This window comes from Bradyrhizobium sp. 61, from assembly GCF_023073075.1.
Taxonomy (GTDB): domain Bacteria; phylum Pseudomonadota; class Alphaproteobacteria; order Rhizobiales; family Xanthobacteraceae; genus Bradyrhizobium; species Bradyrhizobium barranii.
This window is the reverse complement of record NZ_JADPIU010000047.1, coordinates 85,131-106,160: the sequence shown is the minus strand read 5'-3', so window position 1 is coordinate 106,160 and position 21,030 is coordinate 85,131. Positions and strand designations below refer to the sequence as shown.

The following is a 21,030-nucleotide window of genomic DNA, read 5'->3' as shown; positions in this document are numbered from 1 at the left end:
GTGCCGGGAGAACGACGATGCAAGGCAAGGTTCTGATCGTGACGGGCGCGCTCGGCGCCCTTGGCAAGGTTGTCGCCGAGACAGCGTTGGCGCGCGGCGCGCGTGTGGCCGGCATCGATCACGCGCCCTCGCAGATGTCGGCAACGCCCGAACGCATCGAGATCGGCGGCGTTGATCTGTCCGACCCAGCACAAGCGAAGACGGCGGTCGAGGCGGCGGCAAAGCACTTCGGCAGGCTGGATGCGCTGATCAACATCGCCGGCGGCTTCGCGTTCGAGACCGTGGGCGACGGCGACATCAAGACGTGGCAGCGCATGCATGCGCTCAACGTGCTGACGGCCCTCAACACCTCGCGCGCGGCGCTGCCGCATCTCGCCGCGTCCGGGGCTGGCCGCATCGTCAATATCGGCGCCATGGGCGCGCTTCAGGCAGGTTCCGGCATGGGCCCCTATGCGGCGTCGAAAGCCGGCGTGCATCGCCTCACCGAGGCGCTTGCCAACGAGTGGAAGGGCAAGGTGACCGTGAATGCGGTGCTGCCGTCGATCATCGACACCAAGGCCAACCGCGCCGACATGCCGAAAGCGGATTTCTCCAAATGGGTGACACCGCAGGAACTCGCCGAGGTGATCCTCTTCCTCGCCAGCGAGGCCGCGAGCGGCGTCACCGGCGCGCTGATCCCGGTGAGCGGCCGCGTCTAGTCCGGCACCAATAGCCGCAGATTGCCTTTGAAGCGGATGCTCTGCTTGCCGGCGAGCGCAATGCCTTCGCCATAGGCGGTCTCGTCGGCGTAGGTGCCGCTGAAGCCGATCGTCACGACCTTGCGGCCCCACACCGGGCGCTCGTCGAACGAGGGCGAATGCTCCTCGTCGGTCAGCTCGCCCTTCCACTTGCCGTCGGCCGCGGTGTAGCTGCCATAGGCGAAGAAGAATGAATCGCCGCCTCGCATGGTGCCGTCGCGCAGGACCATGACGCCCTGGTTGCCGCCCTGGACGGCATCCAGCATCTCAATGCGAATGTGATAGAGGCCATTCCTGATCGTCATCTTCGTAAAGCGCCCGACTGTCCCGGTCGCAGGATAACCGCACCATCGGTTCCCGATCAAATGGCGCAGAGCCACAACTGCGTTCCGGGCTAGACTGGCCGCGACTGATTCTCGGATCGGAACGCAAGACCCGGACGCTTTCCTTGGAAACCGCGCTTTATCTACCCGTCAAACGCTTCCTCGAAGAGCTCGGCTTCACGGTCAAGGGCGAGATCGGCGGCTGCGACCTCGTCGGTCTCAGCGCCGGTGATCCGCCTGTGGTGGTGATCGGCGAGCTCAAGCTCGCCTTCAATCTCGAGCTGATCCTCCAGGCGGTCGATCGTGCATCGGCAGCCGACGAGGTCTGGATCGCCGCAAAAATGTCGATCCGCGGCAAGGGGCGCGAGAGCGATGCGCGTTATCGCAATCTCTGCCGCCGCCTCGGCTTCGGTATGCTTGGGGTGACTGACCGCGGCCAGGTCGAGGTGCTGGTGAAGCCGCCGACGGCAGCGCCGCGCCGCGAGCCGAAGGTCCGTTCGCGCTTGGTCGCCGAACATCAGCGCCGCCAGGGCGATCCCGTGCTCGGTGGCAGCACCCGCGCGCCGATCATGACGGCCTATCGCCAGCAGGCGCTGGCCTGCGCCTCGGCGCTCGCGGGAGGTCCGCGGCGCGTGAGCGAACTGCGCGAACGCTGTCCCGATGCCGGCAAGATCTTGCTTAGCAATGTGTATGGCTGGTTCGAACGCGTTGAGCGGGGAATCTACGGGCTGACCGAGGCCGGACACGCGGCGCTGACACGCTGGCCGCAGGCACCGATGAAAGAAACGCCCCGCGAGGCATCCCTGCCCTAGCGGCAATCACGTCGGGAGACATCGCATGATCGTTGTGACTGGCAGCGTAACGGTCCGCACCGAGACGTTCGACGAGGCTCGCCGCCTGAGCCTCGAGCATGTTCATCGGTCGCGACAGGAACCCGGCTGCATCTCCCATGGAGTGCATGTCGACTGCGAGAATCCGCTCAGGCTGGTGTTCTTCGAGCAATGGGCCGACCGCGCCGCGCTCGCCGCCCACTTTGCGGTACCTGCATCCGGCGAGTTCGTGCGCACCTTGCGCTCGCTGGCCACGGGGCCAACCACGCTCGACCTCTATGAGGCCGACAGGCTCGAAAAGCTGTGAGCGCATAGCTGTGATGCCACACCAAATTCATATTGCAATGCAACATCTCCGGCACTAGGTATCCCGGCATCAAACCGAGGCCGTTATGAGCGCAGACTGGAACACCAAATATGGCACGCGGCGCGTGCGCCACGATCCGCCGACCCTGGACGAGGCGATCTTCGCCGCCGTCGGCATCACCGACGATCATGAGCAGCAGGCCGAGATCGCGGCAGCGCTGATGGGGATGCCGATCGAAATCGTGCAGGCCGAGGTGAAGAAGCAGGCCCGCACCAACGGCCGCATCACCGCCACACGCGTGATCGCAGGCGAACAGGGTGCGCAGCGCTCGGTGGTGGTCGAACGCCGTGTCGTCCGCCGCTTCGGCAACGACAAGCGCACCGGTACCTGAGCGCTCAGTTCCCTATCCCCAATACGAAAGCGGACCGGTTTTGCCGGTCCGCTTTTTTGATTCCAGTCCGCGTTCGGATTTAGGCGGCGCGATTGCCGTACATGCTGGAGATGATCTTCCAGCAGGTCGAGTTGAAGCTGAGAAGAGCGCGGCCGGCCGTGAAGGGCGAGGCCGCGAGTTCAGCGAGCTCGGCCTCGGGCGTCTTGGCGAGATCGATCGTGCCGGTCGATTCGCCATGACGGAATTGCAGATTCGCCCCGAACTTCCTGGCGAGCGCCCGCATGGCGTGATTCTCGGCGCCAGTCGTGATGCGCAGGCGCTTGTAGCCTTTCCAGCGCGCCTCCGCGATCAGCCGGCTGAACAAGATGGTGCCGACATTCTGGCGCCGTGCCGAGGCTTCCACGCTGAAAGCGACCTCGGGCAGCGAATCATCCTCCGGCGGATGCAGCTCGGCCGCGCCGCGGACCACGCCGTCGACGATGTAGGCGACAATCACGGTGCCGTCCTCGGCGCAGCGGGCGGCGTAACGCTCGATGAAGCTGTCGTCGAGAAAGCCGTTGAAACGGTCGTGCCGGCTTGCGGAATCAAGCCGCAGGAGGTGATCGCGCAGAAGCGGCAATTCTTCCTGCTGGCTCAAGGTCCGCACATAGCCCGGAACGGGCGTCGTGCGGGTCGTGTCTTCAAATACCACGTCAAAACTCCTCTTGGTGTCCCTCGAGGAGGCGTTCGAATCCCTAGGTCCCCAATATTGTGCGTCGCAGCATATTTTTCAAGACGGGGACCTGCCCAAGTTTCAGGCATCGAAGGCGACCAATTCGTTAACAAAATCAAGCCCCCGTAGTCATACGAGGACCAGCTGGGTCTGGGTCACCACGGCAACCAGCTTGCCGTCCTCGGTCTCCAGCCGGGTGCTCCAGACCTGGGTCCGCCGTCCCCGATGGACCGGTGTAGCCGTGGCGATAACCGTGGTTCCCTCCTTCGCCCCGCCGATGAAGTTGGTCTTGCTCTCGAGCGTCGTGGTGCCCTTGGCATCCTCCGGGAGATTGATCACGGTCGCGGCGGCACCGACGGAATCGGCGAGCGCCATCACCGCGCCGCCGTGGATGGTGTGGTGGAGCGTGCAGAGGTCGGGCCTGACCGTCATCCGTGCCACCACGCGGTCCTTCTCGGCCTCGACGAATTCGACGCCCTTGAGCTCGGCAAACGGCATCTTCATCGCTTTAAGCTTCTCGAGCGGCGTCATCGGATCTCCTCCCAATTCATTGTTGTTTCAGCGTGAATTGCTTCGGGCGGCAAAGCAATGACGTCCGAGGTAATGGCCCTGCTGACATCGGCGACGGCATTTGCGCATATGCTCTTCCCATGCGCCACTTCCCGCCCCGCCGCATCGTCTGCCTGACCGAAGAGACGGTCGAAACGCTGTACCTGCTCGGCGAGCAGGACCGCATCGTCGGCGTCTCCGGCTACGCCATCCGCCCGCCCCAGGTACGGCGGGAGAAGCCGCGGGTGTCGGCCTTCGTCTCCGCGGACATTCCGAAGATCCTGGCGCTGGAACCGGAGCTGGTGCTGGCCTTCTCCGACCTCCAGGCCGGCATCGTCGCCGATCTCGTGCGCGCGGGCGTGGACGTCCATGTTTTCAATCAGCGCGACATCGCCGGAATCCTGGCGATGATCCGCACACTCGGCGCGCTGGTCGGCGCGGCTGAGCCCGCCGAGGTACTCGCTCACGGGCTTGAACGGCGCCTCACAGAGATAGCGGCAACACCTCGCCCCTCGGCGCGGCCAAAGGTCTATTTCGAGGAATGGGACGATCCGTTGATCTCCGGCATCGGCTGGGTGTCCGAGTTGATCGAGATCGCCGGCGGTGAGGATGTGTTTCCGGAGCTGCGACATCGGCAGGCGGCAAAGGATCGCATCGTCTCGGCGGAGGCGGTCCGCGAGGCAGCGCCCGAAGTGATCCTCGCCTCCTGGTGCGGCAAGAAGGTCGTCCCTGCCCGCATCCGCGCGCGCGATTGCTGGAACGAGATCCCCGCCGTGCGGGATGATCGCATCGTCGAGATCAAGTCGCCGATCATCTTGCAGCCGGGGCCGGCGGCGCTGACGGATGGGCTGGATGCGATCGTGACGGCGTTGTGGGGTAGACTCAAATAGCTTGATCGCAGTTTTCGTGTCCCGGACACGCTGCAACGTGTCAGCGTTGCCGCGCAGAGCCGGGACCCATCTCGATACGGAGTTCAGTGCAGCGTGGGCCCCGGCTCTGCAGCGCACCGCACCGGACGATGCTTCGCATTGCCGGGGGCGCTGCGCCGCGTCCGGGGCACGAGACCTTCTTCAGGTCACCGCGTTGACGACCTGATATTCCGGCCGACGCCAGATCTCGCCTGCAATCACCTCCTCGATGATCTCGGCTGCTCGCATGATCTCGCTCTCCCCAATGTAGAGCGGTGTAATCCCGAACCTCATGATGTCAGGCGCGCGGAAATCGCCGATGAGGCCACGGGCGATCAGGGCCTGCATGGCAGCGTAGCCGCCGTCGAAGGCGAAGGACACTTGTGAGCCGCGGCGCTCGTGCGCGCGCGGGGTGACGAGCTTGAGCTCCGGGCAGCGGCGTTCGACCTCGGCGATCAGGAGATCGCCGAGTGCCAGCGAGCGCGCACGAACCTCACGAATGTCGACCCTGTCCCAGATGTCGAGCGAGGCCTCCAGCGCCGCCATTGCGAGCACCGGCGGAGTGCCGACGCGCATGCGCTCGACGCCGCCAGCCGCCGCGTAGCCAAGCTCGAACGCAAACGGCTTGGCGTGGCCCATCCACCCCGACAGCGCGGCGCGCACGCCGTCGGCGTGGCGCGGCGCGACGTAGAGGAAGGCCGGCGCGCCGGGGCCGGCGTTGATGTATTTGTAGGTGCAGCCGGCGGCGAAATCGGCGCCGCAGCCAGCGAGATCGACCGGCAGCGCGCCGGCCGAATGCGCGAGGTCCCAGACCGTGACGATGCCGAGCGCATGCGCCTTCGCGGTCAGCGTCGCCATGTCATGGCGCCGTCCGGTGCGATAGTCGACCTCGGTGAGGTAGAGGACCGCGATCTCCTCCGACAACGCGGCCTCGATCTCCTCCGGCGCCACCAGGCGCAATTGATGGCCGCGGCCGAGCGTCGCGATCAGGCCCTCGGCCATGTAGAGATCAGTGGGAAAATTGCCGGTATCCGACAGGACCACCTTGCGCGATGCGTTCATGTCGAGCGCGGCGGCGAGTGCCTGGTAGACCTTGAGCGACAGCGTGTCTCCGACCATCACGGAGCCGGCTTCCGCACCGACCAATCGCGCGATGCGATCGCCGACATGGCGCGGCTGGGTATACCAGCCCGCACTATTCCAGGCGCGGATCAGCTCGTTGCCCCACTCGGCCGTGATGACGTTGCCGACGCGCTCGGCGACGCCCAGCGGCAGCGCGCCGAGCGAATTGCCGTCGAGATAGATCACGCCCTCAGGCAAATGGAACAAGGCCCTGGTGTCGTCATAGACGCGGAGCTTGGTCATGGGATCTCTACAGAATCGTACGGACGCGCCAGAGCTCGGGGAACAGCTCGACCTCCAGCATGCGCTTGAGATAGCTGACGCCACCGGTGGCGCCGGTGCCGCGCTTGAAGCCGATGACGCGCTCGACCGTCGTGACGTGGTTGAAGCGCCAGCGCCGGAAGTAGTCCTCGAAGTCGACCAGCTTCTCGGCAAGCTCGTAGAGCATCCAATGCGTCTCCGGCGCTTCGTAGACGATCCGCCAGGCCTGGAGCACGCCCTCGTTGAAGCTGTGGGTCTCGCGAACGTCGCGCGCCAGCACGGACGCGGGCATCTTGAGCCCGCTGCGGTCGGCGAGCCGCAGCACCTCGTCGTACAGGCTCGGCGTGGCAAGCTCGCCTTCGAGCAGTTTGGTCGTTTCCACATCGTGCGCGTGCGGCTTGAGCATGGCGTGGTTGCGGTTGCCGACCAGAAATTCGATCAGCCGGTACTGACGCGACTGGAAGCCCGAGGACTGGCCAAGCTGCGAGCGGAAACGCGTATACTCACTTGGAGTCATGGTGCGCAGTACGTCCCAGGCGCCGTTGAGCTGCTCGAAGATGCGCGACATCCGCGCCAGCATCTTCATCGCGGGCTGCACTTCGTCCCTGGCGATGGCGCGGCGCGCGGCGCTGAGCTCGTGGATGGCAAGCCGCATCCACAGCTCCGTGGTCTGATGCTGGATGATGAACAGCATCTCGTCATGGGCTTCCGAGAGCGGATGCTGCGCGCCGAGGATCGCATCCAGCGCCAGATAGTCGCCGTAGGACATACGCCGGGCGAAATCGGTCTCGGCACCTTCGCTCGTGGGATCGTAATCGCTGGACGTCATGGCAGGCCCTTTCGATCGATCGATCCTCGCCGCGTCAGTCGAGGCCGATCAGGCGCGCGGTGATCGGGGACGACGGATCCTTCAGTCCGTCGATCACCGTAAAATGGTTGAGCCCGGGATCGACGACGAGGCGCGTCGGCACGTCGAAGCCGGTCCAGACATTGGCGATCAGATCGGACTGACGCATGAATTCGGGCCGTTCGCCGCCACCGACCCAGGCCGTGACCGGCGAATGTCCCCGCGGCAGGTGCAGCGCCGCGCTTTCAAGCGTCGCCTCCTCCATGGTCATGCGCAGCGTCTCGTTCATCTTCGTCTTCAGCAGCGGTCGCAGATCATGCAGCCCGCTGATCGAGAGCGTGCCGGCGATGCGGTTGTAGACGGCAGGCTCGAGCCGGCTGTCGTTGCACAGCATGCGCGTGACGAGATGGCCGCCCGCGGAATGGCCGGCGAGCCGGATCGGGCCGGAGACGAGCGAAGCCGCCTTGGCGACCGCGGCGGTGATCTCTGCGGTGATGTCGGAGATGCGTGCGGCCGGCGTCAGCGTGTAGCTCGGCAGCGCCACCGTCCAGCCGTGATGCCGCGCGCCTTCGGCCAGATCGGTCCAGGTCGACTTGTCGAAGCGCATCCAGTAGCCGCCGTGCACGAAGACGACGAGGCCCTTGCTGTCGCCGTCTGGCAGGATCAGGTCGAGACGCTGGCGCTCGCCCGGGCCGTAGGAGACGTCCGCGCGGAAGTCTTTCAGGCCGGTGCGATAAGCCGCCGCCCGCTCCGCCCATTGGGCCGGCATCTTGTCCGAGCCCGGAATATGGGCCGAATTGGCATAAGCATCATCCCAATCGCGCATCGAGACACCCAAGTATTCGGCCAGTCGAACTGGGCGCCAGTCTGCCACCAGTCAGGACGGCGTCCTAGTCTTTCTTTTAAGCTTAAAGCATTTGGACGCGTCCGTGTTTCGGGCAGCGGCCGTCCTGGCCGAGATGCCGTAGGGTGGGCCAAGCGACTTGTCCGCCGTAGCTCGAAGAGCGAAGGCGGAAGCGTGCCCACCACTTCGTTCGGGGTAGAAGAGAGATGGTGGGCACGGCGCAAGAGCGCCTTTGCCCACCCTACAGGACCGTCCGCCCGTCATTGCGAGCGCAGCGAAGCAATCCAGTCTGCTTCCGCAGCGACGGTCTGGATTGCTTCGTCGCAAGGGCTCCTCGCAATGACGGCGGAGAGACCTACGCCTTCTCCACCCCGCACCAATCCGCGATGAACAGGGCCATCGCCTTGGTCGACCTCTTCAGCGACTCCAGGTCGACGAATTCGTTGAAGCCGTGCATCTCGCCGCCGCTCGCGCCGAAGCAGAGGCTCGGGATACCGTGATTGAGACCGTAGAAGCGGGTGTCGGTCAGCGCGGTGAAGACGAGGTCTTGGATTTCGCCGCCATAGACGGTGTTGAAGGCCTTGCCGAACGCGGCCTCGGGCGCCGCGGCGTCGGTCAGTTCATATCCCTCCGACAGGAAGCCCGACCATTCGACCTCCGGCGGATTGTTGGCAAGGAAGCGGTGGTTGCGCGCGGCAGCCGCAACGCAGGCCATGATCTCCTTCTGGTGATCGGCGATCGACCAGCCCGGCAGGACCGCGATACGGCAATCGACGTCGCACCACGCCGGCACGCTGGAGGCCCAGTCGCCGCCCTTGATGATGCCGGGGTTGAAGTTGATGGGATGGTTCAGCGTCTTGAAGTGCCGATCAGCTTTCGCGCGCTCGTTCCACTCGATCTCGAGTTTTTGCAGCGCCTGGATCAAATGATAGGCCGCCATGATTGCGTTGGCGCCGGAGCCGGCGAAGGCAACGTGGGTCGGATGGCCCTTCACGCGCAGGCGAAACCAGATCACGCCGACCTGCGAGCGCACCATCTTGCCGCCGGTCGGCTCCGGGATGAAGCAGGCGTCGGCACGATAGCCGCGCTGCAATGTCGAGAGCGCGCCGACGCCGGTGCTCTCCTCCTCGATCACGGACTGGAAGTGGATCCGCGCCGTCGGCTTGAAACCCGCCGCCTTGATCGCGTCCAGCGCGTAGAGCGCGCCGATCGTGCCCGACTTCATGTCGCAGGCGCCGCGGCCGAACATCTTGCCGTCCTTGATGACGGGCGAGAATGGCGGCGTGTCCCACAGTTCCAGCGGCCCCGCGGGCACAACGTCGCAGTGCCCCTGGAGGATCAGCGATTTGCCGCCATTCGTTTGCGGACGGTAGGTGCCAACCACCGTGCGCGCCTTGGAGAAATCGTGCTCGATCGGACCGAAACCACGCAGATCCTTGAGGTCATCGACATCGATGTGCCAGTCGTCGACCTCGTAGCCGCGTTCGCGCAGGAGGTCGCCGATCATGTCCTGGCACGGCCCCTCGGCCCCGCGGGTCGAAGGGATCGCAACGAAATCGCTTGTGGTCGCAAGCTGGGCTTCGAAGCCGACATCGACGGCGTCAAGAATCCTCTGCTGCGTTTCGGCATTCATCAGGCAACTCCAAGCATCCAGTTGGTCAATGGTGCGCGCAAGCTAGCCGATTTCAGCCGTTCGGGTACTCCACAAAATAAGCATCCCGCAATGCATCTTCGAGCAGCCGGCCTTCCGAATAGCCATTCAGCGTCGCAGGCCGGGTTACACCATCCAGCAGGCGCGGGCACGGCTCCGGCGCGCCCAAGACGGTGCGCACGGGGATGCGCTCGGCATAGATCGGCAATTCGTAGTCCTCGTCGTCGTCAGCCACACCCTTGGCGCGGACTTTGGCCGAAGCTTCCTCGATCTCCATCGCGATGAAGGAGGTCGCCTTGATCTCCTGCGTGTTGCTCTGACGCAGGGTCGCGGTGCGGTCCGGGAAGAAGCGATCGACCATCGCGATCACTGCCCGCTCCTTTTCCTCGGGATCGGTGACCAGATAGGCAGTGCCGAACGCCATCACGGCGCGGTAGTCGGCGGAATGGTTGAAGCCGCAACGCGCAAGCACGAGGCTGTCGAGATGGGCAACGGTGAGGCAGACGCGCTCGCCCCTGGTCTGGTTGCGCAGCATGCGGCTCGCGCTCGAGCCGTGCCAGTACAGCTTCGTTCCCTCGCGCCAGAAGAAAGTCGGCGTGCTATAGGGCTGGCCGTCGATGACATAGGAGACGTGGCAGAGCATCGAGGAATCCAGGATGCGGTGAACCGTGTCGTGGTCGTAGAACCCGCGGTCGTGACGGCGCTTCACCTGGTTGCGCGCTGACGTCGGATAGGAATTCTGGCTTTCGGTCTGGCTCACGGCCGCTCCTGTCGGGCTTGGAACAATTCCAGGAGAGTTGTAGCCGCGGATTTGGTCTGCGATAGTGCCAATTCCATGCGAAAAATTCCGACCAATTTAGTCCCCTCGCCGGCCAAGGCGGAGTTGCCCCTCGACCTGACCGGCCCGCACATCACCGCGGGCGCGTCATCGGCGCACCGGCTGTACCAGGCGCTGTGCGAGATGATCGTCGGCGGCCTGGTCAAACCCGGTGAGCCGCTGCCGCCGTCGCGGACACTGGCCAAGCAGACCGGCTTCCGCCGCAACGCCGTCGTCACTGCCTATGAACGGCTGATCGCCGACGGCTTTGCCGACGCGACCGTTGGCTCCGGCACCTTCGTCGCCGCGCGCATTCCGGCGCCTGCGGCCGATTCGAAGAAGCCGAAGGCCGTGGTCGAAGCACCGCGGCAGGGCGCGTTCTCGCTCGGCTGCACTCATATCGACGAGCGCGCGGTGCAGCGCTTCCGTGCCTTCCTCGGGCGGCGCATGCGCGCGTTCGGACCTGAGCATCTGCACTATGGCGATCCGCGCGGCAGCCGCGAGCTGCGCGCCGCGATCGCCGATCATCTGCTGTCGGCGCGTGGCCTGCGCTGCGATCCGGATCAGATCATGCTGACCTCGGGCACGCTGCATGCGCTACGCATCGTGCTGAGCGCGATCCTGAAGCCCAACGACCAGGTCTGGTGCGAGGACCCGGGCTACCCCGCCGCGCGAAAAACCATTTCGCATTGCGGTTATCGCGCCGTACCCGTTCCCGTCGACGAGCACGGGATACGTGTCGCCAAGGGCCGCACCGCCGCATCGTCCGCACGCGCGGCCTATGTGACGCCGTCGCACCAGTTTCCGCTGGGCGTGCAGATGTCGATGCCGCGACGGCTGGAGCTGCTGGATTGGGCGAGGCAGGCCGGCGCCTTCGTGCTGGAGGACGATTACGACAGCGAGTTCCGCTATGACGGCGCGCCGTTGATGTCGCTTGCTGGCATCGATCATCTCCAGCGCGTGATCTACATGGGCACGTTCGCCAAGACGCTGTTTCCGGGCCTGCGCATCGGCTATTGCGCGCTGCCCGAGCGCCTGATCGCGGACGTCACGGCCGCGCGCGCCGCGCTCGACCGCTTTCCCGGCACGCTGATGGAGGGCGCGGTGGCCGACATGCTCAATTCCGGCGCGTTCGCCGCCAACCTGAAGCGGGTACGAAAGCTCTATCGCGAGGCGCGCGACGCGCTGGCTGAGACCCTGGAAGCAGCATCCGACGGCGCGCTGTCGGTGCCTGTACCGTCGCAAGGGCTGCACCTCGTCGCCCGGTTCGATCCGTCGGTCGAGCTTACGGTCGCGGCGCAGGCGAAGCAGGCCGCGGGCGCAGAAGGCTGGCTGCTGGCCGACACCTATTCGCGCGCGCGTCCCCTGCCCGGGTTCGTGCTGGGATTTTCCGGCCACGCGGTTCCGCAACTCGTGGCCTCCGCCGAACGGCTCGCGCGGGAGTCGCGCGGCGCCTTGCGCGCGAGGAGCAAATCGGCCCGGCGGGCGTGACGAACGTTCACTATGAGAAACGTTCGCTATGAGAATCGCCTGCCGCTCCCTACATTGCGGCATCGATGCCGGGACCTCACATCATGCTGCTGCGCCGCGCGACCTGCCTCTCGCTGCTGATCTCCCTCGCCCTCGCGACGGCGGCGCATGCCGTCACCGTCGGACGTGAACAGGACATCACGGATCTCAAGCTCGGCCAGCGCGTGCAAGTGGATGACGGAACCTGCCCCGCCGGGCAGGTCAAGGAAGTGCGCGGTGCGAGAATGACCGACAAGGGCGTGGCGCGGACCATCGCCTGCGTGCCGCGCTACGGTCCGAAATCGAAGTGATGGTTACGACTTCGCCGGGTCGAACATGCACTGCAAGGTCGGTTTGGCGATCTTGGTGAAGGTCGAGCCGATCTCGCCCTGCTTGGACGCGGGCACCCAATCAGTCTCGATCGTTGGCACGCCGGTCTCGCTGATGCCGCGCAACAGCGCCTCGCGCAGATCGCGGTCCTCGACGGCAGCAACGGCGTGATCATGCAGGCAGCCGCAGACCTCCTCGGGATGCTCCCAGCGCCCGAGCATCCGCGGCGCACACTGACGCATGAACTCGCTGCGGGGATCCGGTAGCCTCGAAGGAGCGCGAACCTGCGCGTGGGCAGCGCTGATCGTCAGAAGCGAAACGAACGCTGCGGCGCAGAATCGGACAATCATGATGGCCTTTATCGGCTGGTTTTTCTTGTGATTTTTCTTTTGATTTTCTTGGCTGTCGATCAGAAACGCGCAGCGACCACGATCGGCTGCGGCGCCGTGGTGGTGACCGGCGAGCCGCTGTACTGGAAGGTGCCGACACCCGGGAGATTGCCGTCCGGCGCCCCCGCGAACGAAGAGCCGGCGAGCACGAAAGCGAAGGCAAGGATGAAGCTGAGCGTGCGCATGATCTCGTGTCCCAATTCCTTGGCCGGCGGTGCGTCGTCGTTGTGAAGCTGATAACCATGCGTCGTTTCGCGCGTGATGCGCCAAAAGCGGAAAATGGTTTCGTCTTTGTGAGAATTGTTTCGTCATGCGCCAGGCGACGAAACATTCAGCGGAAAATCCCAGTCTTTTCAGAGGGGTCGCGCGGCGCCTGAAAGTGGTCTTGCAGGCTCTGTTCGCGCTTGGAAGCAGGCCCACACTGCGCGCCGTCACACGCGCGCCTTCCGCACTTCACATGCATTTTACGTTTTTCTGCTGAAGAGAAGCCCGAACGGGGGCTGGGTTCCGTCGAACCGGGCGCGATTCGACTGCGACCCAAGCCATCGAAACCGAGAAGCCCGGAACCACCGGGCGCATTCAGTTGAGGGATGCCATCATGACGGCGCAAGATCGCGCAACGCCGCGCGACGCGGACCTGCGGACGGACCGCGCCGACCAACCCAGCCGGGTCGCTTCAATCGGGGCAATGTCGCTGCAGTCGGGCCGCGGCCACGAGGCCGCGCCACAAGCATTCGTGCGGCTGACCGGCTCGCATCTCGCAAAGCCGCGCGCCAGCCGCACTCTTGTCACTGAGTGAACGCGAGCGCGTCACTGGGTGAACGCAAGCGCGTCACTGAGTGAAGAACTCGCCGCACTTCTGGACGTTTGCGTCAGCCGGTCCCCACGGCATGACCGGCACCGTCGAGGTCGAGTTCTTCGGCGAGCCCTCGATCAGCCGGTCCGAATAGACCATGTAGACCAGCACATTGCGTTTGGCGTCACAGCCGCGCACGATTTGCATCTTCTTGAAGAACAGCGAGCGGCGCTGGCGGAACATGTCGTCGCCCTGCTCCATCTTGTTCTTGAACTTGATCGGACCGACCTGGCGGCAGGCCAGCGAGATATCCGAGACCTCCTCGGCAAGGCCGAGCCAGCCCTTGAAGCCGCCCTTCTCCGGCACCGTGAAATGACAGGCCACGCCCTCGACCTCGGGGTCGTCGAGGCCGTAGGTCGCGAGCTTGTCATTCGGGCTCATCCATTTGAACACCGTCGAGCGGCGGAAGATCAGATCCGGCTCGTCGGCGGCGATTGCAGAGCTCGCTGGGACAGCCAGCAACAGGAGGAATAAAGCGAGGCCTTTCAAGCGGATGCCGGAAAGACCGGGGAAACGAGATGACATGAAGTTCTCCGGTAACAAGTCCCCGCAATGTAGGCATGCGACAGCCGGTCAGGAAGACGACCGGCAGCCGTCGCGGCCGCCGTTTACCGCTCCGTGAGGCTTTTTTGCTACGTCATGGACAAAATTCGCTGACGGCAGAACTGCCGTGCTAGTGAACGCGTATCCCCTCTGCGAGACTAATTTCTGAGTTGGATTGTGGATTCGAGGAATGAATAGCGTGAACGGGGCCAGTTTTTCTGCCAGGCCGGTCCGGCTGTGGCAGGTCGCCATTTTGACGGCGGCCGGTGCGATTGGCTGGACCAGCCAGGCGGACGCGGCGTTCTACTACTGGAACGACTACTCCGACGGGTCCTACGCCGCCCGGCAGGAGCGCTATCCCGACATTCCCCGGCAGAAGCCCCAGAAGCGCAGTACGGCTGGCAAGAAGGCGGTCGTCGCCGAGAAGGAAGCCGGCACCAAGCCGCAAGGTCCGCTCGTGATCGTCGTGTCGATCGATCGGCAGAAGGTGACGGTCTTCGACACCAACGGCGTGTTCGCAGAATCCCCGGTGTCGACAGGCATGAAGGGCCACTCGACGCCGATGGGCGTGTTCAGCGTGATCCAGAAGCACAAATTCCACCAGTCCAACATCTATAGCGGCGCGCCGATGCCGTACATGCAGCGGATCACCTGGTCCGGCATCGCCATGCATGCCGGCGTGCTGCCGGGCTATCCGGCCTCGCACGGTTGCATCCGCATGCCGATGGCGTTCGCGGTGAAGATGTGGAACTGGACCAGGATGGGCGCGCGCGTGATCGTCTCGCCCGGCCAGATGTCGCCGCAAAATTTCTCGCATCCCCTGCTCGCCTCGGTGCGCGTGCCGCCGCAGCCTGCCGTCAGCCTGGAGCCGCAGACCAATGTCGGCGACAAGGCCGACAAGGGCGCCGCAGCAACCAAAGTCAGCGAAGCAAAACCCGTCGAGACGAAGACCGCCAGCGCGGAGAGCGCGCTCGAGCTGCGTTTGTCGCTCGGCCATACCGTGATGTCGGATGCGACCACCGGCAATGCACCGGCGCGCGCGGAAGCAGCCGCACCAGCCGACAAGGTTGAGGCCAAGTCTGAAAAGAGCGCCGAGGCATCTTCCCCGGTCAAGCCGCAGTCGGAAGAAGCAGCCAAGCCCGCAAGCACCGACGCAAAGCCCGTTGAGGCCGCAGAAGCGCCCAAGGCTGCAGAAGCGCCCAAGGCTGAAGCCGCCGAGCCCGCGAAGAAACCCGATGCGCCCGCTGCCGCACCGGCGCTCACCGCCTCGCCCGACGCCAAGAAGGACGAGACCCGCGTCGCCGATCCTGCGCCTGCCGCGAAGGCGGAGACGCCCAAACGGGCCGGCCAGATCGCGGTGTTCATCAGCCGCAAGGATTCCAAGCTTTACGTGCGGCAGAACTTTGCGCCGCTGTTCGAGGTTCCCGTCACGATCGCTGCGAGCGACCGGCCGCTCGGCACGCACGTGTTCACCGCCGAGGTGGACAAGACCGACACCAACGCGCTGCGTTGGTCGGTGGTGTCGCTGCCGGTCTCCGCCCGCGCCGCCGCGCGCGAAGATGACAGCCGCGTGACACTCCGCCAGCGTGGCGCCGCCGTGATCCCCGTCGCCGCCAAGCCCGTTACAGCCAAGCCCGTGGTCATGCCGGACAGCCCGGCCGAGGCACTCGACCGTATCTCGATCCCTGCGGACACCATGGCGAAGATCAACGAGATGCTGACGTCGGGCGGCTCGATCATCATCTCCGACCAGGGCATCAACCAGGGCGAGACCGGCGAAGGCACCGACTTCATCGTCCGCCTGTACTAGAGCGCTTTCGAGCGAAGTGGCGCCTTGCCGCGTCCGATAACGCGGTGTTGACCAGGCGCGTCGCGCCGACGCAGTAAGGTGCGTCCCGGATCACGTCGGGGGACGTTGCCATGCTGAACCGCAGGACCATGCTCGCCGCGCTTGTCGCGACGACCGCGTCTGCTGGACGCAGCCGTGCCGATGGCGGCATGAGCCGGATCTCGGCCTATGCCTTCTCCTTCCCTGCATTATCAGGCGACGACATCCGCCTTGCCGCGTTCACGGGCAAGCCGCTGCTGGTGGTCAACACCGCTTCGCTCTGCGGCTACACTCCGCAATACGCGGGCCTCCAAGAGCTCTGGAGCGAGTTTCGCGAGCGCGGGCTCACTGTGATCGGCGTGCCCTCCAACGATTTCGGCGGCCAGGAGCCCGGCGGCACCAGCGAGATCACGGAGACCGCGCACCACCAATACGGCGTTACCTTCCCGATCGCGGCCAAGGCCGTGGTGCTCGGCGCCAAGGCGCATCCGTTCTACAAATGGGCGGCCGAGGCGCGCCCCCGCGACGTTCCGCGCTGGAACTTCCACAAATACCTGATCGGGCGCGACGGCTACATTGCCGAGGTGTATCCGTCTGCGGTCGATCCGACGGACACACGGGTCAAGACGGCGATTGCGAAGGCGCTGGCCGACAGCTGACACCCGCAGCCCGCATCCGGTTGGGCACAATTGTGGCGGGGTGCCAAACAGCCGTTGCAATGACGAGGGCCCACCATCTAGGCTAGGACTATCAAGGGGCAGGATGGTTTTGCCAGAGGCGAAAAGCTGCGGCGGAACAACGGGATCAATCTCGAGGACAACACCATGCGTGTGGCGGCAGGACTGATTTTGGCAAGCGCGATGTCGGTTGCGATGGCAGGCGCAGCGTGGTCGCAGACCCCGGCCGCAAAGCCCGCAGCCGCCACCCAGGCGGCACCTGCTGCAGCCCCCGCCGCGGCACCGGCGCCCGCTCCCGCGGCGGCAGCCGCTGCGCCGACGCAAGCGGCCTTCCCGCCCCCGCCGAAACAGGCGCCCCAGCCCGCCCGCGCGGCCTGCAACACGCCCGGCGCGCTCGGGGTTGCCCGCACGGTCGAGATCGACACCACGGGTGGTCCGGGCTTCGGCTTCGAGCATTTCAAGGAGCTCGACTTCCTGCGCGACAAGGAGGTCGTGCTGACCTTCGACGACGGCCCCTGGCCGAAGAACACGCCGGCCGTGTTGAAGGCTCTCGCCGACGAATGCACCACCGGCATCTTTTTCTCGATCGGCAAGCACGCGACCTATGAGCCGGAGATCCTGAAGCAGGTCTATGCGGCCGGCCACACCGTCGGCGCCCACACCTGGTCGCACGCCAACCTCAACAACAAGAAGCTCACGGAAGCGCAGCGCAAGGAAGAGATCGAGAAGGGATTCTCGGCGGTGAAGTGGGCGCTCGGCGGCATCTCGCCCTCACCGTTCTTCCGCTTCCCGGCGCTCCAGCACCCGCCGGAGATGGTCACCTATCTCGGCAACCGCAACGTCGCGATCTTCTCCTGCGACATCGACTCCTTCGACTTCAAGGCCTCGAAGCCCGAGAAGGTGATCGAGACCGTCATGAAGAAGCTCGACACCAAGGGCAAGGGCATCATCCTGATGCACGACTTCCAGAAGCACACAGCGGAGGCCCTGCCCGAGCTGCTCAAGCGCCTGAAGGCCGGCGGCTACAAGGTGGTGGCGATGCGCGCCAAGTTCCCGGCCTCGACGCTGCCCGAATACGACCAGGAGCTGCTCAAGGACGTCAAGCTACCGACGGTGAGCACGCGCCCGGTCAATTCCGTCGTGACGACGGTCTCGGAATAGACCGCAATTGTCTTTCCGGTTTGAAGGTTACGTCATCATATCGGCGGACGGCATGCTTGCCGATCCGTCGCACATCATGCCCTCAACGTTGGTGTTCGAAGGCGACAAGCGCTTTTTCGAGCAAGCGCTCGATCGAGCCGCGGTCGTCGTGCACGGCGGACACTCGCACGAGCAGCAGCCGAATTCACCGAAGCGGAAGCGGCTGATCCTCACCCGCAAGATCAAGGCGCTCACCGTCGACCCGGGGATGCCGAACGCGACGCTGTGGAATCCCGAGCATGCGAGCTTCGAGGAGGCCTGCGCTTTCGCCGATGTCGCCTCCGGCACGGTCGCAATCATCGGCGGCCCCGTCGTGTTCGACATGTTCATGGACCGCTACGACACGTTCTGGCTGTCGGAAGCCCCGCATGTGCGGCTGCCCGGTGGCGAAGGCTGCTTTGTCGGCGTGCCGGAGCGGACGCCGCATGAGGTGCTGGCGTCACACGGGATGAAGCCGGGGGCGCCGTATCTGCTCGACGCGGCGCATGATGTCACCGTCACGCCGTGGCGGCCGGCGAGAGGCTCCACCTAAAAACTCGAAAACAACCCCATGCACAGTACCGGTATATTATTACCGGTAACTATCTCACACATTTACCACGCATAACGAACGACACCCTTGCCCATATAGGACCGCGTGACGTTCGAGAACTCGCCCTCGAACGCTGCCAGGGTCGACCAGCCGTTCAGCCATTTCCTTTCGATGGCCGCCGTCACAAGCGCGGAGTCCGCGGCCTGCGCGGCGCCGTTCACGACGAAGCTCGCGTCAGGCAGTGCCCTGAAGGTCGCCGCAATGGTGCGGTTGGGATTGAAATCATGTCCCCATGCGAGCCGTCCGCGCAGCGTGAGAACACCGTCGCTCGCGCCGAAAACCTTGTCGGTGCGGATGCCAAGCTCGGCGCGAGGATCAGTCACGCTCTTCGCATCATACGTCAGCGCAAACGCGCCGTTGCCTGACAGCACGGACTCCGCATAGGACGGCAAGGCGATGGTGACGAATTGCCCAGCCACATAGGGCGTGACGCCCACGTTCATCCACGGCGCAGCGAAACGATAACCGCCCTCGGCGCGGCCGGACCACGCGTATGCGTTGAACTTGGCGCGCAGGCGCTCTGAACCGGCAATCGCCACGGTGCGATCGGTGGTGACGTCCTGCCAGCCATAGGCGAGCGCCGTGGAAAAATAGGCCGGACCGTCGACGTGCCGCAGGTAGGCACCGGCCTGGAACAGATCGGAGCGTCCGCTGCCGAGACCATTCACGCTGAAATTGGTCCCGCCGCCGGCCAGCGCAAAGCCGGCTAGCGTATTTGCCGAAAGCCGGTAATCGGCCCCGACGGCGGTCCCAAACACGCGGCTCGTCGCATCGTGCGATCCGAGCCCGGCATGTCCATCGCTGTCCTGCGCCCCGCCGAAGCCGGACGCCCAAACGTTCCAGCGTGCGGGCGCACGGCACGGCCGCGGCTTGCCTCGCAAATCAGTCGCGACGCAGTCCGGCAGACCGGGCGCGGCGAGCAGACCGACGAACTGCCCCATCGCCTCGAACGTCGTCTGCTGTACGCGCGTCGCGAGTTCGCCGGAGGCCTGCGTCAGCCCGCCGGCCGACAGAGCGGCGTAGACGCCCGGGATCCCCCCGTTCCGGTTGAACGCGTTCGTCAGCCCGTTGCCCACATTGCGCTGGTTGATGTTGAGGTTTGGAGCGATCGCGAAATCCAGCGCAAGGTTCAGATAGACGTTGTTGGCGTCGTAGCTCAGCGAGCTGTGGACGTTCGACGGCAGGCCGGTGTTGACGATGGTGGATGCGAACGTCCCGGAGACGCCGCCTGCCGCACTAAGGATCGTATAGGTCTTGGAGACGTAGCTTCCCGGCGCGAACACAGCCTTCACGGTGGCACCGCCGAGATCTGCTGTCCCCGTTGCTGTCGTGGAAGCGGCCACCGATGGGTTCACCTGCACCAGGTAGAACGCACCGGACGCGAAGGCGAGACTGCCCGCGATCGTCAGCATCGTCCCGGCGCTGCCGTTACCGGGCGCAAGGGTGCCGCCGCTATCGATCGATACCGTCGGCGACACGATGCTGCCCGCGCCCATCAGCACGGCGCCGGATTGCACCGTCGCGGACGAGGTCCCGTTGAGGGATCCCTCCACGTCGAGCACGCCGCCGGCAACAACGGTACCGCCGGTATAGGTGCTCGTGGCTGTCAGGGTGAGAGTGCCCGTGCCGACCTTGGTCAGCGAGCCGCCCGAGCCCTCGCCACTGCCGCCGTCGCGCAGTACGCCCGAATAGACGGTCGAAAGGTTGTTGCCACCGATCTCGAGGTTCGTCGAACCTAGATAGATGGTGCCGGAGCCTACGATCGACCCCATCGTGATGAAGGGAAACAAGCGGTCCGACACGTCGATTTCGGCGTTGTTGATGAAGCGCGCCGTGCCGCCGCTGCTCGCGCCGTGGAAATAGATTGTTCCCCTGCCGGTGTTGGTGATCGTGGCATTGCCCGCCGTGCTCGCATCGTCGAAATAGACCCTGCGCGTATTGCTGATACCGGCATTGCCGGCGGTGCTGGTGTTCTTGAAACTGATCTCGCTATCGCTGCGGATCGTGGCGCTGCCGGCGGTGGCGCTCTGGGTGAAGGACAGCGTGGAATCGTTGACGTTGATCGTTGCAGTCCCGGCCGTGCTGTTGTTTCCAAACCTGACACCGCTGACATTGATGTCGAGCACGACGCTGCCGCCGTTGACGACAATGCCGGCGCCGAGAAAGCGCAACGACACCTCGCCGTCAATGACGTAATTTCCTGCGTCGGCGTTGAAGGTCCATCCGCCGACCGATTGCGTACTCAGAATACTCAGGTTCGTGATGGTGGACGCTCCGAACGACGCGGTGCCGTCAGGAACGCTGCCGCCGCTCCAGTTCGATCCCGCCGCGTAGGTGCCCGAGCCGGGCGTGCTGAGCCAGGTTGCATCGATCGCTTCGGCAGGGGATGCGGTCGCGACCAGCGCGGCCGTCACCAGGGCCGAAGTGGCGAGCCAGGCGGTCAACGACCGTGCCGATGCAATCACCCACCCGTCAGCGGACCGGCCTCCGACGACCGCTCCGGGATCAACACGCAACACCATTCCAGTCCTTAACCCCGCCTTCGGCATCATGCCGTCGTGGGCCCGGTCTCCCGTTCCCTGGGGCGCTATTCGAGCGTCCATGACGTAGCGTCAATACGAGCGGACCGTCTGGAAACGCCGCATCAATAGACTGAGACAAAAGAGCAAAAGCCGGACGGCCTGGGAGCCCGGCGGGGACGCTGATCGGGTCCTGCGCACCCCACCGATACCGGCAGGATTCGTATACAAACGAACGCCTTTCCCTGCCCCGGATATCTCCCTATACCCCCGGGGCGCGCGCTCGGA

At 65.0% G+C, this 21,030-nt stretch carries 24 protein-coding genes; 12 read left to right on the top strand and 12 right to left on the bottom strand.

What is annotated here, in order from left to right; genetic code table 11:
* Positions 1–17 precede the first annotated feature (17 nt).
* The gene (locus tag IVB46_RS13895; protein ID WP_247311223.1) at positions 18–698 is read left to right on the top strand and encodes an SDR family oxidoreductase; all 681 of its coding nucleotides are present in this window, start codon (positions 18–20) and stop codon (positions 696–698) included.
* Here the strand turns inward: IVB46_RS13895 and IVB46_RS13890 are convergent.
* Positions 695–1,042 (bottom strand): GrlR family regulatory protein, encoded by a 348-nt coding sequence (locus IVB46_RS13890; RefSeq protein WP_247311226.1) that lies wholly within the window; start codon positions 1,040–1,042, stop codon positions 695–697. The genes IVB46_RS13895 and IVB46_RS13890 overlap by 4 nt on opposite strands.
* A 143-nt stretch (positions 1,043–1,185) precedes the next feature.
* Between IVB46_RS13890 and IVB46_RS13885 the strand changes: the two genes are divergently transcribed.
* The 3 genes from IVB46_RS13885 to IVB46_RS13875 all read left to right on the top strand — a co-directional run bounded on the left by IVB46_RS13885 (position 1,186) and on the right by IVB46_RS13875 (position 2,588).
* The gene (locus IVB46_RS13885) at positions 1,186–1,872 is read left to right on the top strand and encodes a DUF2161 family putative PD-(D/E)XK-type phosphodiesterase (protein WP_247311229.1); all 687 of its coding nucleotides are present in this window, start codon (positions 1,186–1,188) and stop codon (positions 1,870–1,872) included.
* A gap of 25 nt (positions 1,873–1,897) precedes the next feature.
* A complete protein-coding gene (locus IVB46_RS13880) occupies positions 1,898–2,197 on the top strand; it encodes a putative quinol monooxygenase (RefSeq protein ID WP_038931808.1) in 300 nt (99 codons plus the stop codon).
* Positions 2,198–2,282: 85 nt separating this feature from the next.
* Positions 2,283–2,588, top strand: a complete 306-nt coding sequence (locus IVB46_RS13875; RefSeq protein WP_063983633.1) for a hypothetical protein — start codon at positions 2,283–2,285, stop codon at positions 2,586–2,588.
* A gap of 79 nt (positions 2,589–2,667) precedes the next feature.
* On the opposite strand, the gene IVB46_RS13870 is transcribed toward IVB46_RS13875, so the two are convergent.
* Entirely contained in the window at positions 2,668–3,279 is a 612-nt protein-coding gene (locus IVB46_RS13870) for a GNAT family N-acetyltransferase (protein ID WP_247311232.1), read from the bottom strand.
* 150 nt (positions 3,280–3,429) lie between these two features.
* Positions 3,430–3,831, bottom strand: a complete 402-nt coding sequence (locus IVB46_RS13865) for a PaaI family thioesterase (RefSeq protein WP_028157491.1) — start codon at positions 3,829–3,831, stop codon at positions 3,430–3,432.
* 119 nt (positions 3,832–3,950) lie between these two features.
* Here IVB46_RS13865 and IVB46_RS13860 point away from each other — a divergent pair, with 119 nt between their 5' ends.
* Positions 3,951–4,739, top strand: a complete 789-nt coding sequence (locus IVB46_RS13860; protein ID WP_247311235.1) for a cobalamin-binding protein — start codon at positions 3,951–3,953, stop codon at positions 4,737–4,739.
* 180 nt (positions 4,740–4,919) lie between these two features.
* On the opposite strand, the gene kynU is transcribed toward IVB46_RS13860, so the two are convergent.
* The 5 genes from kynU to IVB46_RS13835 form a co-directional block, all read right to left on the bottom strand.
* Positions 4,920–6,122 carry a kynureninase gene (gene kynU / locus IVB46_RS13855; RefSeq protein WP_247311239.1) on the bottom strand — a complete coding sequence of 401 codons (1,203 nt, stop codon included), beginning with the start codon at positions 6,120–6,122 and terminating at the stop codon, positions 4,920–4,922.
* Positions 6,123–6,129: 7 nt separating this feature from the next.
* Complete coding sequence (kynA, locus tag IVB46_RS13850) at positions 6,130–6,969, bottom strand: tryptophan 2,3-dioxygenase (RefSeq protein ID WP_247311242.1); 840 nt, start codon at positions 6,967–6,969, stop codon at positions 6,130–6,132.
* Positions 6,970–7,003: 34 nt separating this feature from the next.
* On the bottom strand, positions 7,004–7,813 hold the full coding sequence (locus IVB46_RS13845; protein WP_247311245.1) for an alpha/beta hydrolase: 810 nt from the start codon (positions 7,811–7,813) through the stop codon (positions 7,004–7,006).
* Between the two features lie 373 nt (positions 7,814–8,186).
* Positions 8,187–9,464, bottom strand: a complete 1,278-nt coding sequence (locus IVB46_RS13840; protein ID WP_247311248.1) for an ArgE/DapE family deacylase — start codon at positions 9,462–9,464, stop codon at positions 8,187–8,189.
* A 52-nt stretch (positions 9,465–9,516) separates the two neighbouring features.
* Positions 9,517–10,242: a pyridoxamine 5'-phosphate oxidase family protein gene (locus tag IVB46_RS13835; protein WP_247311250.1), complete on the bottom strand. Its 726-nt coding sequence runs from the start codon at positions 10,240–10,242 to the stop codon at positions 9,517–9,519.
* Between the two features lie 75 nt (positions 10,243–10,317).
* On the opposite strand from IVB46_RS13835, the gene IVB46_RS13830 reads away from it, so the two are divergent.
* On the top strand, positions 10,318–11,790 hold the full coding sequence (locus IVB46_RS13830) for a PLP-dependent aminotransferase family protein (protein WP_247311253.1): 1,473 nt from the start codon (positions 10,318–10,320) through the stop codon (positions 11,788–11,790).
* Between the two features lie 83 nt (positions 11,791–11,873).
* Complete coding sequence (locus IVB46_RS13825) at positions 11,874–12,119, top strand: DUF6719 family protein (RefSeq protein WP_247311256.1); 246 nt, start codon at positions 11,874–11,876, stop codon at positions 12,117–12,119.
* 3 nt (positions 12,120–12,122) lie between these two features.
* Here the strand turns inward: IVB46_RS13825 and IVB46_RS13820 are convergent, their stop codons facing one another.
* Together IVB46_RS13820 and IVB46_RS13815 are read right to left on the bottom strand one after the other, a co-directional pair.
* Positions 12,123–12,488 (bottom strand): hypothetical protein, encoded by a 366-nt coding sequence (locus IVB46_RS13820; RefSeq protein WP_063983641.1) that lies wholly within the window; start codon positions 12,486–12,488, stop codon positions 12,123–12,125.
* 59 nt (positions 12,489–12,547) lie between these two features.
* Complete coding sequence (locus IVB46_RS13815; protein ID WP_166096179.1) at positions 12,548–12,712, bottom strand: hypothetical protein; 165 nt, start codon at positions 12,710–12,712, stop codon at positions 12,548–12,550.
* A gap of 413 nt (positions 12,713–13,125) precedes the next feature.
* Between IVB46_RS13815 and IVB46_RS13810 the strand changes: the two genes are divergently transcribed.
* Positions 13,126–13,326, top strand: a complete 201-nt coding sequence (locus tag IVB46_RS13810) for a hypothetical protein (RefSeq protein ID WP_063986413.1) — start codon at positions 13,126–13,128, stop codon at positions 13,324–13,326.
* 33 nt (positions 13,327–13,359) lie between these two features.
* Here the strand turns inward: IVB46_RS13810 and IVB46_RS13805 are convergent, their stop codons facing one another.
* The gene (locus tag IVB46_RS13805) at positions 13,360–13,908 is read right to left on the bottom strand and encodes a CreA family protein (protein ID WP_028157500.1); all 549 of its coding nucleotides are present in this window, start codon (positions 13,906–13,908) and stop codon (positions 13,360–13,362) included.
* A gap of 208 nt (positions 13,909–14,116) precedes the next feature.
* On the opposite strand from IVB46_RS13805, the gene IVB46_RS13800 reads away from it, so the two are divergent.
* From IVB46_RS13800 to IVB46_RS13785, 4 genes are all read left to right on the top strand, one after another.
* A complete protein-coding gene (locus IVB46_RS13800; RefSeq protein WP_247311259.1) occupies positions 14,117–15,736 on the top strand; it encodes a L,D-transpeptidase in 1,620 nt (539 codons plus the stop codon).
* 110 nt (positions 15,737–15,846) lie between these two features.
* Positions 15,847–16,413, top strand: a complete 567-nt coding sequence (locus IVB46_RS13795) for a glutathione peroxidase (protein ID WP_247311262.1) — start codon at positions 15,847–15,849, stop codon at positions 16,411–16,413.
* Positions 16,414–16,578: 165 nt separating this feature from the next.
* Positions 16,579–17,592, top strand: a complete 1,014-nt coding sequence (locus IVB46_RS13790; protein WP_028147793.1) for a polysaccharide deacetylase family protein — start codon at positions 16,579–16,581, stop codon at positions 17,590–17,592.
* Positions 17,593–17,599: 7 nt separating this feature from the next.
* On the top strand, positions 17,600–18,163 hold the full coding sequence (locus tag IVB46_RS13785) for a dihydrofolate reductase (protein WP_247311264.1): 564 nt from the start codon (positions 17,600–17,602) through the stop codon (positions 18,161–18,163).
* Between the two features lie 62 nt (positions 18,164–18,225).
* Here the strand turns inward: IVB46_RS13785 and IVB46_RS13780 are convergent, their stop codons facing one another.
* Positions 18,226–20,667: an autotransporter domain-containing protein gene (locus IVB46_RS13780; RefSeq protein ID WP_247342975.1), complete on the bottom strand. Its 2,442-nt coding sequence runs from the start codon at positions 20,665–20,667 to the stop codon at positions 18,226–18,228.
* Positions 20,668–21,030 lie beyond the last annotated feature (363 nt).

Excerpts from the sequence above, each read along its gene's own strand:
- IVB46_RS13860 (WP_247311235.1), top strand. The coding sequence starts at position 3,951 with ATGCGCCACTTCCCGCCCCGCCGCATCGTCTGCCTGACCGAAGAGACG.
- IVB46_RS13880 (WP_038931808.1), top strand. The coding sequence starts at position 1,898 with ATGATCGTTGTGACTGGCAGCGTAACGGTCCGCACCGAGACGTTCGAC.
- IVB46_RS13890 (WP_247311226.1), bottom strand. The coding sequence starts at position 1,042 with ATGACGATCAGGAATGGCCTCTATCACATTCGCATTGAGATGCTGGAT.
- IVB46_RS13820 (WP_063983641.1), bottom strand. The coding sequence starts at position 12,488 with ATGATTGTCCGATTCTGCGCCGCAGCGTTCGTTTCGCTTCTGACGATC.
- IVB46_RS13800 (WP_247311259.1), top strand. The coding sequence starts at position 14,117 with ATGAATAGCGTGAACGGGGCCAGTTTTTCTGCCAGGCCGGTCCGGCTG.
- IVB46_RS13875 (WP_063983633.1), top strand. The coding sequence starts at position 2,283 with ATGAGCGCAGACTGGAACACCAAATATGGCACGCGGCGCGTGCGCCAC.
- kynU (WP_247311239.1), bottom strand. The coding sequence starts at position 6,122 with ATGACCAAGCTCCGCGTCTATGACGACACCAGGGCCTTGTTCCATTTG.
- IVB46_RS13815 (WP_166096179.1), bottom strand. The coding sequence starts at position 12,712 with ATGCGCACGCTCAGCTTCATCCTTGCCTTCGCTTTCGTGCTCGCCGGC.
- IVB46_RS13825 (WP_247311256.1), top strand. The coding sequence starts at position 11,874 with ATGCTGCTGCGCCGCGCGACCTGCCTCTCGCTGCTGATCTCCCTCGCC.
- IVB46_RS13830 (WP_247311253.1), top strand. The coding sequence starts at position 10,318 with ATGCGAAAAATTCCGACCAATTTAGTCCCCTCGCCGGCCAAGGCGGAG.
- IVB46_RS13790 (WP_028147793.1), top strand. The coding sequence starts at position 16,579 with ATGCGTGTGGCGGCAGGACTGATTTTGGCAAGCGCGATGTCGGTTGCG.
- IVB46_RS13845 (WP_247311245.1), bottom strand. The coding sequence starts at position 7,813 with ATGCGCGATTGGGATGATGCTTATGCCAATTCGGCCCATATTCCGGGC.
- IVB46_RS13840 (WP_247311248.1), bottom strand. The coding sequence starts at position 9,464 with ATGAATGCCGAAACGCAGCAGAGGATTCTTGACGCCGTCGATGTCGGC.
- IVB46_RS13805 (WP_028157500.1), bottom strand. The coding sequence starts at position 13,908 with ATGTCATCTCGTTTCCCCGGTCTTTCCGGCATCCGCTTGAAAGGCCTC.
- kynA (WP_247311242.1), bottom strand. The coding sequence starts at position 6,969 with ATGACGTCCAGCGATTACGATCCCACGAGCGAAGGTGCCGAGACCGAT.
- IVB46_RS13895 (WP_247311223.1), top strand. The coding sequence starts at position 18 with ATGCAAGGCAAGGTTCTGATCGTGACGGGCGCGCTCGGCGCCCTTGGC.
- IVB46_RS13795 (WP_247311262.1), top strand. The coding sequence starts at position 15,847 with ATGCTGAACCGCAGGACCATGCTCGCCGCGCTTGTCGCGACGACCGCG.
- IVB46_RS13810 (WP_063986413.1), top strand. The coding sequence starts at position 13,126 with ATGACGGCGCAAGATCGCGCAACGCCGCGCGACGCGGACCTGCGGACG.
- IVB46_RS13865 (WP_028157491.1), bottom strand. The coding sequence starts at position 3,831 with ATGACGCCGCTCGAGAAGCTTAAAGCGATGAAGATGCCGTTTGCCGAG.